This is a genomic window from Pararhodobacter sp., assembly GCF_036802785.1.
GTDB lineage: Bacteria > Pseudomonadota > Alphaproteobacteria > Rhodobacterales > Rhodobacteraceae > Pararhodobacter.
Window position 1 is genome coordinate 17,208 of record NZ_DAIRVN010000065.1, and the last position, 10,251, is coordinate 27,458.

Annotated in this window: 10 protein-coding genes; 1 reads left to right on the forward strand and 9 read right to left on the reverse strand. The window is 66.2% G+C overall.

The genetic code is table 11. The annotated features are described in order from the left end of the window. Positions 1-46 precede the first annotated feature (46 nt). Genes V7Q53_RS18005 through V7Q53_RS18035 form a run of 7 tightly spaced genes read right to left on the reverse strand, consistent with a single transcriptional unit; the run spans position 47 to position 7,300 of the window. On the reverse strand, positions 47-1,024 hold the full coding sequence (locus tag V7Q53_RS18005) for an ornithine cyclodeaminase family protein (protein ID WP_333830122.1): 978 nt from the start codon (positions 1,022-1,024) through the stop codon (positions 47-49). Continuing rightward, positions 1,021-1,875 (reverse strand): alpha/beta fold hydrolase, encoded by an 855-nt coding sequence (locus V7Q53_RS18010; protein ID WP_333830124.1) that lies wholly within the window; start codon positions 1,873-1,875, stop codon positions 1,021-1,023. The genes V7Q53_RS18005 and V7Q53_RS18010 overlap by 4 nt, the downstream gene beginning before the upstream one ends. After that, on the reverse strand, positions 1,872-3,332 hold the full coding sequence (locus V7Q53_RS18015) for a M81 family metallopeptidase (protein ID WP_333830125.1): 1,461 nt from the start codon (positions 3,330-3,332) through the stop codon (positions 1,872-1,874). Before V7Q53_RS18015 ends, V7Q53_RS18010 begins: the two co-directional genes overlap by 4 nt. Next, positions 3,329-3,898 (reverse strand): TRAP transporter small permease, encoded by a 570-nt coding sequence (locus V7Q53_RS18020; RefSeq protein ID WP_333830126.1) that lies wholly within the window; start codon positions 3,896-3,898, stop codon positions 3,329-3,331. The genes V7Q53_RS18015 and V7Q53_RS18020 overlap by 4 nt, the downstream gene beginning before the upstream one ends. Further along, a complete protein-coding gene (locus tag V7Q53_RS18025; RefSeq protein WP_333830128.1) occupies positions 3,874-4,845 on the reverse strand; it encodes a TRAP transporter substrate-binding protein in 972 nt (323 codons plus the stop codon). The genes V7Q53_RS18020 and V7Q53_RS18025 overlap by 25 nt, the downstream gene beginning before the upstream one ends. Positions 4,846-4,877: 32 nt before the next feature. After that, positions 4,878-6,164, reverse strand: a complete 1,287-nt coding sequence (locus V7Q53_RS18030; protein ID WP_333830130.1) for a TRAP transporter large permease — start codon at positions 6,162-6,164, stop codon at positions 4,878-4,880. Next, the gene (locus tag V7Q53_RS18035) at positions 6,161-7,300 is read right to left on the reverse strand and encodes an NAD(P)/FAD-dependent oxidoreductase (RefSeq protein ID WP_333830132.1); all 1,140 of its coding nucleotides are present in this window, start codon (positions 7,298-7,300) and stop codon (positions 6,161-6,163) included. Before V7Q53_RS18035 ends, V7Q53_RS18030 begins: the two co-directional genes overlap by 4 nt. A gap of 108 nt (positions 7,301-7,408) precedes the next feature. Here V7Q53_RS18035 and V7Q53_RS18040 point away from each other — a divergent pair, with 108 nt between their 5' ends. Beyond that, positions 7,409-8,038 (forward strand): helix-turn-helix domain-containing protein, encoded by a 630-nt coding sequence (locus V7Q53_RS18040; protein WP_333830133.1) that lies wholly within the window; start codon positions 7,409-7,411, stop codon positions 8,036-8,038. A gap of 48 nt (positions 8,039-8,086) precedes the next feature. Here the strand turns inward: V7Q53_RS18040 and V7Q53_RS18045 are convergent, their stop codons facing one another. Further along, positions 8,087-9,352 (reverse strand): NAD(P)/FAD-dependent oxidoreductase, encoded by a 1,266-nt coding sequence (locus V7Q53_RS18045; protein WP_333830134.1) that lies wholly within the window; start codon positions 9,350-9,352, stop codon positions 8,087-8,089. 22 nt (positions 9,353-9,374) lie between these two features. Next, a complete protein-coding gene (locus V7Q53_RS18050) occupies positions 9,375-10,136 on the reverse strand; it encodes a c-type cytochrome (RefSeq protein WP_333830135.1) in 762 nt (253 codons plus the stop codon). Between the last annotated feature and the right edge of the window lie 115 nt (positions 10,137-10,251).

Below are 10,251 nucleotides of genomic sequence, written 5' to 3' on the forward strand. Positions count from 1 at the left end.
GCGATGCGAAGACGGGCGGGAGCGGCTCCGTTGCCGCGCCGTTGCGTCAGAAATGCACGTCCTGTCCGCGCCCGTCTTCGATGGCGCGGGTCAGCACATGCTGCGCTGCCGCCAGATCCTGCGCGGTGACGCCCAGCGAGCGGTAGAGGGTGATCGCCTCACGCTGCTGTCGCCCGGGCGCCTGACCGGCCAGAACTTCACCGATTTCGGCCTTCAGATGCGCCTCATCCAGGGTTCCTGCCTTGATCATCTCAACGATCTCGCCCGCCTGGGCAAAGAACGAGGGGCGGTAATCGGTATAGACCTGCGCGCGCAGCACGGCTTTGTCGTCGATCTCGCGCTTGACCGGGATCGAGGCGCCGACCACGTTCAGATGCTGCCCTTCCTCCAGCCAGTCGCCCATCACCACCGGCGTGGCCGAACTGGTGACGGTGCAGAGGATATCCGCGCCGCGCACACCTTCCTGCACATCGATGCCATGGGTGATTGTCAGCGCAGGATAGCGCGCGGCGGCGTGGCGGGCGAATTCGGCGGTTTTTTCGGCGCGGCGGCCCACGACATGCAGCGCGCGGACCGGGCGGACGCTCAGCATGGCCTCAAGGTGGTGCTCTGCCTGTTCGCCGGTGCCGATGATGGTCAGGCGGGTGGCATCGGGGCGGGCCAGTGCGCGGGTTGCCACGGCGCTTGCGGCGGCGGTGCGGATGGCGGTCAGAAGGCCTGCGTCCATCATCGCCACGGCGCCGCCGGTTTCCGGCTCGAACAGGACCAGCGCGCCGCGATGGCCGGAAAGGCCGCGCGCGGGGTTGTCGGGGAACAGGCTGAGCAGTTTGACGCCGTAGCAATGCGGCGTTTCCAGCGCGCCGGACATGACCCCCATCATGTTGCGGCCCCCCACCGGCACCGCGTGGCGCAGCGGCAGTTGCGCCCCGCCGGCCGAAACCACGCGCATCACGGCATCGACCACCTCGATGGCTTCAGCCATGGGCAAGAGGGCCGCGACATCGGCGTTGGAGAGTATCTTCATGCCTCAGGAACCTCGTTTTCTGTCCATTCCGGTGCCAGCGGTTCCAGCCCCAGCCGCGCCGCAATCAGGTTGGTGTAAAGCTGCGGGCGCAGTACATAGGGGAAATGCCCGCCCCAGAGAAACCGGAAGCCCGTGACCCCCGGCAGGCGCGCGCGCACGGCATCGCGCATCGGCGGCGGGATCAGCGGGTCATCGGTGGACTCAATACTTGTCAGCGCCGCGCCAGGCAGGGTTATGGCGGGCAGTTCCGGCCCGTGTTTAAGCGCGGCGAGGCGCGCGCGCATCTCGCCCTCGGTGATGCGCCCGCCGACCTCGGCCAGCAGAAATTCCACCAGATCGGCCTGATCGGGGTGGCTTTCCCCCCAGGCCTGCATCGCCATGGTGAACCCCGCGCGCAGGGTTTCAATCGGCGCATTGGCCAGATCGGCGGAATAGGGCGGGCGGGTTTCCAGCCCTTGCACCGAATGCAGGGTATTGGCGGCAAACAGGTGACTGACGCGCGCGGGCGCGGCCCCGGCGATGGTCTGTGCCAGATAGCCGCCCAGCGATGAGCCCAGCACTGCGGCCTGTGTGACGCCTTTTTCATCCAGAAGTGTCAGCATATCGGCGCACCAGTTCGCTATCCCGCCCGCATCGGGGTAGCTGACGGCCAGAATGCGCAGGCGTGGCGCCAGTGCCTCGATCTGCTGCCAGAAGATATCGCCGCGCCCCAGCGTGCCGGGGATCAACAGCAGCGTCTGGCTGCCGGATCCCGTGTCGGTCAGCCCCCAGTCGCGCCCGTTCAGGGTGATGCGGGTTTCAGGGTTTTGCGCGGCGAATGCATCGCGGGCGGCAATCAGCGGGTTGGTCATGCGAAAGGGTCCTCGACCTTGGGCCAGTAGTTGGGCGCGCGGTTCCTGTAGGGGATGGCTTTGAAGTCAGGGGTGATCGCGCCGGGTGTGGCGACCGGGATGATTTGCGCGGCAATGGGGGCGAAACCGGCGCGGTAATGGTTGGAGGATTTCACGCAGATATGGCGTTTGGTGGACAGGTCGACGCCAAGCTGGGTGAAGGCCTCAGGATGGAAGGTCTGGGTGCGGGCATCATTGATCACCAGATCAATGCTGTTGTCGCTGGCCAGCGTTACCCAAGCCATCTGCCCCAGCGCCACCGGCAGGCTGCCGAAGCGCTGGGTCAGGCCGGAGGCCAGCTTGCGCACCGTCACCACCAGATCCAGCGGGTCGCCCGACATGGGGCCGAATTTGCCGCCCAGCCGGACCGGCAGTGTCGCGCCTTCGCCTGCGTCCTGCAGCACCCGCAGCGCCATCGGGTCATAGTAAAGCCCGCTCGCGATCGATGTCAGGCCGCGTTCCAGCATCGCGCGCAACAGAAAGGTCGCGTCCGAGGGTGCGCCGCCGCCTGCGTTGTCCGACATATCGGCCAGCACGAGCGGGCCCGCAGGTGCGGCTGCTGCCATATCAAGCGCGGCGGGGATGTCATGCACCGGCTGGAAAATCGCGTGGCGCTCAGAAAACAGCTTCTCGCCCAGTTCGCGCGCCATGCGCGTCGCCCTATCCGCATCACCATCCGTCACCGCCAGCGCCCGCGCGCCGGTGCGTTCATGGTCGCCCCATGGAAAGCCGTGGATCAGCGACAGCGACAGCACACCCGGCTCGCTTTCGCGCGCGCTCATCGCATCGACATAGGCGCGCATTGCCCCTTCGGGCGTGGGCATTGCCATGATGATGCGGCAGTCATAGTCGCGCATCACCGGGTTGGTGCGGCCCTCGGCGGCATCCGCGATCAGGCTGAACAGCTCTTCGGCGCGCGCGGGCAGGTCGATATGGGGATATTCTTTGAAGGCGATCAGTGCGGTGGCCCCGGTCAGCATCGTCTCGGTCAGGTGGCAGTGCGGGTCCAGCAACCCGCCGATTTTCGCATCGGGGGCAATGGCGCGGATATGGGCGATCAGGTCGCCCTCGCAATCGTCATAGCCATCGGCAATCATCGCGCCGTGAAGCTGGAGCAGCACCATATCGACCGGCATTGCGGCGCGCAGGTCGCTCAGGATTTCCTCGCGGAAGGCCTCATAGACCGGGCGTACCGTCGGCCCGGCGGGCTGGGCGAAGGCTGCAAGGCTCTCATCCACCTGCCAGCCCCGCCCCTCGGCCCGTTTGCGCCAGATATGCAGCGCGCCGGTCCAGTAATCGGGGGGGCCTTGGGTGGCGGTACCGTGGTGGATGCCGCTTTCCGCAAAGCCCGCATAGCCGGTGGGCAGGGGGGAGAACGAGTTGGTTTCAGTCGCAAGGCAGGCAATGAAGAGCTTCATGAGGGTTCCTTGGGGGTCTCATTCTCGGGGTCGGTCAGGCGCATGGCAAGCCCGGCCAGCATGTGCAGCACGATCAGCGCGAAAGCGATGGGCACGGCGGCGGTGAACCAGATCATCAGTACCGGAATCATCTCGGCGGTGCGGTCAAGCGAGCGGCCCAGAAAGCCGCGCGCCATGTTCATGTTGGGTCCATAGAGCGAGAACCAGAGGACCGGCGCGGCAAACAGCGCCACGCCTGCCGCCCGGATCAGTGCCAGTAACAACCCCAGCTTGCCGCGGATTTCCACCATATTGGGGAAAAGCGAGGGGTCGGCGCCCGCGCGGAACGCCGCCGAGGCCCCCAGCATCCCGGCCCAGACCATGGCGCGGCGCGCCAGTTCTTCGGTCCAGACGGGGGGCGCATCCAGCAGGTAGCGCGCGATGACCTGCCAGCCGGCGGCATAGACCATCACCAGCACCGCCAGCACCGCGCCCCAGAGCGCGATGCTGTTGAGTGCCGCCGACAGCCGGTCAAGGGCAAGGGCAAGCGCGCGCATCGGCTCTAGCGCCCGATCGCGGTTTCCCATTCCGCGATCTGCTCGGCGGTCAGCACGCCATTGGTATAGGTCGCCTCCGAGGCCGTCTGAAAGGCGGCGCGCGCCTCGGGCGTCAGTTCCACCACTTCCACACCCGCGGCGATCAACTGGTCGATCACGCCATCCTGCGTGCCCAGCCACGCGCGGTTGGCGGCATCGGCGGCCTCGGTCGCGGCATCGACCGTCGCGCGATCTTCATCGCTGAGGCCCTGATACCAGTCTTCCGACGCGATGGTGATGCGCAGCGAGGGCGACACGGCGGCCTCGGTGAAATGCTTGATGAACTCGGTATGCCCGAACAGCAGCGGCACGAAGGCCGGGTTCAGATAGCCATCGGCCACGCCGGTCTGCAACGCGTTCGGCACCTCGGCCCAGGCGACGATGGTGCCTGCGGCACCCCATGCGGCAAAAAGATCGATCTGGCTTTCATCAAGCGCGCGCATCCGCAGCCCGGCCATGTCTTCGACCGAGGTTACCGGGCGGCGGGTGTTGAAAATGCCGGTCGCCGGGCCCACGGTATTGACGCCCAGCACGCGCACCCCCGCAGGCGTCGTCGCTTCGTTGATGCGCGCCAGCATGCCGCCGTCATAAAGCGCGCGGTCAACCTCTTCCATATCGGCGAAGAAATAGGGCAGGCGCAGGCCGAAGATCAGCGGGTCAACCGAGGCCACGATATTGAGCGGCGCCATGCCCACTTCCAGCAGGCCCTGACTGACCTGATCGAACACCTCGTCATCGCCGCCCAATGCGCCGCGCTGGTATTCTTCGGCAGCCATCCCGTTTTCGCTGAGATAGGTGGCAAAGGCATGTGCCCAGACATAGCTGCCCGAGCCCTCCAGATCGGCGGGGCTGTCGAGTGCGATTTTCACCTGCGCCTGCGCGGTGCTTGCCAGCACCAGCGCCAGCGCCGTGGCGGCCAGCATTTTCATCGGTTTCATCTTCGGTTCTCCTGTTGGTGTTTTATTCGGTTCTAGCCGCCGATCAGCCCCATTTGCCGGGGTAACCAGAGCGAGATTGCGGGCACCTGGACCAGCACGATCAGCACAATGATCTGCACCAGGAAAAACGGCATGACGGCGCGCGCCAGCCGCCAGTAGTTCAGCCCCGTGACGGTGGAGACCACCAGCAGGCAGCCCCCCAGCGGCGGGGAGATCAGGCCGATGCACAGGTTGAAGCACAGGATAATGCCCAGATGCACCGGGTCCGCGCCCTGCGCGATTGCCACCGGGGCGAGCAGCGGCACCAGCAGGGCCAGCGCCACCGGGATATCCAGCACCATGCCTGCCAGCAGAAAGATCACGTTGAGCAGGATCATGTATTGCAGCGGGCCAAGGCCCATGTCGTCAACCCAGGCCGCAATCGCCTCGGGGATGCGCTCCAGCGCGCCGAGATAGCCCAGGGCCGAGACGGCGGCGATGATCATGAAGATCGCGCCCGACAGCATGGCGGTGCGGCGCAGGGCCTCCAGCAATCCGCGCGGGCCAAGCCCCTCATAGAAATAGCCTGCAGCCACGGCGGCGACCACGGCGACGGCGGCCGCCTCGGTCGGGGTCATCAGGCCAAAGACGATGCCGCCGACAATCACCAGCGGGATCAGCAGCGCGGGGAGCGCATGCAGCAGCGTAGGAAAGAAGCGCGGCACTTCTTCGCGGGTCAGGCGGGGGTGGTCATCGCGCCAGGCGAAAAAGGCGTTGGTGCCGATCAGCGCCGCCGCCAGCAACAGCCCCGGTATGATGCCCGCCATGAACAGCGCCGTGACCGAGGTGCCCATCAGCGCGCCGTAGAAGATCATCACGATAGAGGGCGGCACGATCGGTCCGATGATCGACGAGGCCGCCGTGATCGCCCCGGCATAGCTCAGCGTATAGCCCCGCTCGCGCATCGCAGGCACCAGCGTGTTCGACAGCGCCGCCGAATCGGCCACCGCCGAGCCCGAGATACCGGCGAAAAACACGCTGGTCAGCACGTTCACATGCCCCAGCCCGCCCCGCAGCCGCCCCACCAGCGACATTGCCAGGTTGATCAGCACGCGGGTGATGCCGCCCCGGTTCATCACTTCGCCCGCCAGAATGAACAGCGGCATGGCCATCAGCGCGAAGACATCGATTTTCGAGAAGATCTGCTGCGGCAGGATCGCCAGAAAGCGGGTCTGGTCGGTTGCAATGAACGCCAGAACGGTCGCGCCGCCGATCACATAGGCAATCGCCAGCCCCGAGGCGAGCAGGACGAGGCCGACAAGGGGAACGAGCTGGATCATGCTGCAAGCGCCTGTCTGCGCGGGGCAAGGGCATCGGCAGTGACGCCCTCGGCCGCAATGTCATCGGGGATGGCGCGGCCCAGTGCGAGGGCCGCAGCGGCACGCGCCAGGGCGGGCGCGCTTTGAATGCCATAGCCGCCCTGACCGGCCAGCCAGAAGAAACCGGGCGCATCGGGGGCAAAGCCCGTCACCGGGCATTTGTCGGCCACGAAAGACCGAAGGCCCGCCCATTTATGGTCAATCCGGCGCACCGGCAGGTCAAACGCGGTCTGGATGCGGTCGATGCAGATGGCCACATCCATCTCATCCGGCTGGGCATCGCAGGGCGGTGAGGGGGTTTCATCGGCGGGCGACAGCAGCAGTTTCCTGGCATCGGGCTTCATGTAGAACTGCTCATCAACATCGACGATCATCGGCCAGTTTTCAGGGTTCTGCCCGTCAGGGGGCGCGACCAGCAGCGCCGTGCGCCGCTTGGGCACCAGCCCCACCGGCGCAACACCGGCCAGTGCGGCGATCCCGTCAGCCCATGCGCCGGAAGCATTGACCACGATACCGGCGTGCAGGGCGCCCGCCGGGGTCTCTACCCGCCAGCCTGCACCGTCGCGCGACAGTGCCAGAACCTCGGCCCCGGTGCGCAGGGTGCCGCCCCGGGCGGTCAGCGCGCGCAGATACTGCCGGTGCAGCGCGTCCACGTCGATATCGGCGGCAGAGCGGTCGAACAGGGCACCGGCGGCATAATCCGGGCGCAGGATCGGCAGGCGCGCGCGGGCATCTGCGGCGTCGACGTGTTGCGCGGCATTCCCCAGCTCCGCTGCCAGCGCGGCCAAGGAGGCCGCCTGATCGGCGCGCGCGATGAACAGCGCGCCGCGCGGGCGCAGCAGCGGATGGGGGCGGGCGGCGTCAGGCGGGGCATTAAACGCCGCAGCCGAGGCGCGCGACAGCGCCCGGATCACGCGCGGGCCATAGGCGATGGTGAAAAGCGCGGCAGAGCGCCCGGTGGTGTGGTAGCCCGGCTGCGCTTCACGTTCCAGCAGCACCACCCGCGCACCGAGCGCGGCCAATTCCGCCGCTACCGAGGCCCCGGCAATGCCCGCGCCAATGACCGCCACATCCCAGCTTTCCATATATTTCGCCATCCGTCTCTGCTTTGAAACATCAGGCTAGCACCGATTTTCCTATCGGAAAAGAAAATTTTCGTATCGGAAAAACATTGCCTTGGCCACGCCCTTGTCTACTCTGTCACCATGAGCATCCAGCCCCCAGACAGACCCGACACCCCCGACAGCCCGGCTGAGACCCCCGACAGCCAGCGCGCCGAATTCGGCCGCCGCCTGCGCGAATTGCGCCGTGCGCGCGGCTGGACACTGACCGAACTGGCCGAGCGTTCGGGGTTGGCGATCTCGACCATTTCCAAGGCCGAGCGGGGGGTGATGGCGCTGACCTATGACCGCATGCTGCAACTCGCGCGCGGTATCGGCGTGGATATGGCCGAGTTCTTTTCCAATGAAGGGGAGGCCTTTGCGCCCGGCAGCTTCACTGTCGCCCCGCGCGGCACCTTCCGGCGGCAGGAGACGCGCAACTACGTCTATGAAATGCTGTTTCCGGAAATCCGCAACAAGGCGATGGTGCCGATGATGGGCACGCTCAAGGCCCACGATATTCTTGATTTCGACGATTTCGTGCGCCACCCCGGGCAGGAATTTCTGCTGGTTCTGGAAGGCGCTGTGACCGTTCATGCCGAAGGGCGCGACCCGGTCACGCTGCAGGCGGGCGACAGTATCTATTTCGACAGCGCGCGCGGCCATCTCTATGCCTCGACCGGGGCCGAGGATGCGCGGATTCTGGTGGTCTGCACCGAGGTGGAGACCGGCTGAACCGGAAAGCGGCGGGCACAAAAGCGCCCGCCACCCGGTGTCACCGCATCAGGTGAACATGTCGGCGATGATGCCGTTATACCAGCCGATGCTTTCCTCATAGGTCTGGCGGCGCAGTTCGGCATCCTCGCCCACCTGACTGATGAAGCCCTCGACGCTGGCGATCTTTTCCTCGGTCGGCTCGTAATTGGCGCCCACTTTCACCCCGTCATCGGTGCCGATCAGTGACCAGCAGGTGTTGGAATAGCGCGCCGGGAACAGCCGCGAATCGGTCAGTTCGTGGCGGATCGAATTGGCGGCCACCTTGGCCTGACTGTTGGCCGAAAAGCCGGATTTCGGCATGTCACCCTGCGCGCTGGCATCGCCCAGTACATAAACATTGTCGTCCATGCGGCTTTTCATGTTCGCAGGCACCACCGGCGCCCAGCCCGAATCGGCGGTCAGCCCGGCCAGTTCGGCGATGCGCCCGGCCTTCTGTGCGGGGATGACATTGCAGACATCGACCTGCTCGATGGTGCCGTCGATATCAACCTCCATCGCATCGGGGTTGACCGAGATGTTGTCCGCGCCGAATTCCGGGCCGATCCGCTCAATCATGCCGGGATAGTGGCGGCCCCAGCCATCCTCGAACAGGCTTTGCTTGGAATAGGTCTCCTTGGGGTCGATGATCAGGATCTTGGCGGTCGGATTGCGCTCTTTGAGGATATGCGCAACCATCGAGATGCGCTCATACGGCCCCGGCGGGCAGCGGTAGGGGTTGGGCGGGGCGACCATGGCGAAGGTGCCGCCCGCGCGCATGTTATCGACCTGCGCTTTCAGAAGCTCGGTCTGGCTGCCCGCCTTATAGGCATGGGGCATGCGGTTTTGCGCGGCGATCGACCAGCCCGGCACACTGTCTTCGACAAAATCGATCCCCGGTGAAAGGACGAGCCGGTCATAGGGCAGCACCCCGCCCCCCGCCAGCGCGACGGTTTTCGCGTCCCGGTCCACGGCCACGGCCCAGTCATGCACCACGTTGATGCCGTGGCGCGCGGCGAGCGTGCCGTAGGAATGGCCCAGATCGGCCAGTTCCCAGAAGCCGCCCAGATAGAGGTTCGAGAAATAGCAGGTGTAATAGCTGCGCGTCGGCTCAACCAGCGTGACATCAATCGCGCCGTCGCTGTCGCGGGCGATATAGCGCGCGGCGGTTGCTCCGCCCGATCCGCCGCCGATCACCACCACGCGGGGCCGGGACTGGCCCAGTGCCACGGGCGCGGACAGGAAGGCGGCGGCAGCAGCCATGCCACCCAGCATTGTGCGTCTTTTCAGGTGCATCAGAAATCCTCCGGTTGGTTGTTCATTCGTCAATCGTGGCAAAATAGGCGGCCAGCGCGGCGATATCCTCATCCGTCAGCCGCCGGGCGACCGATTGCATGACCTGATGCGGGCGCAGCCCTTCGCGGTAGGCATGCAGCGCCACCACGAAGCGGTCTTCGGGCCAGTGGGTGATCGAGGGGATGCCCTGCGCCGCGCCGTCGCGTTGGTGGCAGGTGGTGCATTCGCTGGCGAGGTATTCGCCCCATTCCCGGTCACCGCGCAGCGCCAGCACCTCGGGCGGCAGTTCAACCTCAAGGCGGCGGGCGGTCGGGGCGGCTTCGGGGATGTCGGTGGGCATGTCGGAATGCAGGCGGATGAAGGCGAGCAGGTCAGCCCGCGCACCGGCGTCGTCCAGCCCGGGATAGGCCATGCGCGTGCCGGAAACCAGCGTATAGGGGTTGGCGATATAGGCATCGAGGGTGCGCATGTCCCAGAACAGCCCGTCACGCCCCATGCGAAGGATCGAGGCGGAATAGGCGAAACTTTCCAGCGCGCCCGCCCGGCGCCCGAACAGGCGGTTCAGATGCGGGCCGATGTCATGTGCGGCGCCCGGCCCCATCAGATGGCAGGCGGCGCATTCGGCCTCCCAGACAGCGGCGCCACGTTCGGCATTGCCAAGGGCCTCGGCGGTCGGGGTTTGCGCTGTGGCCCGGGTGGCGGGCCAGAGGGCGGGTGTCAGGCTCATCAGCGCCAGTATCATCAGCGCCGGGAACGCGGCTCTGGCGTTGCCGGAAAATGCCATATCCTCCCCCCTCCTTTGCGGCGCCCGATGCCTGCCGGGCGGACAAAATGCCGCAGTCATCGTAAGGTGGGGCCGGAAGCGCGGGGCGGCAAGAGAAAAATCGCTGTGTCAGGGG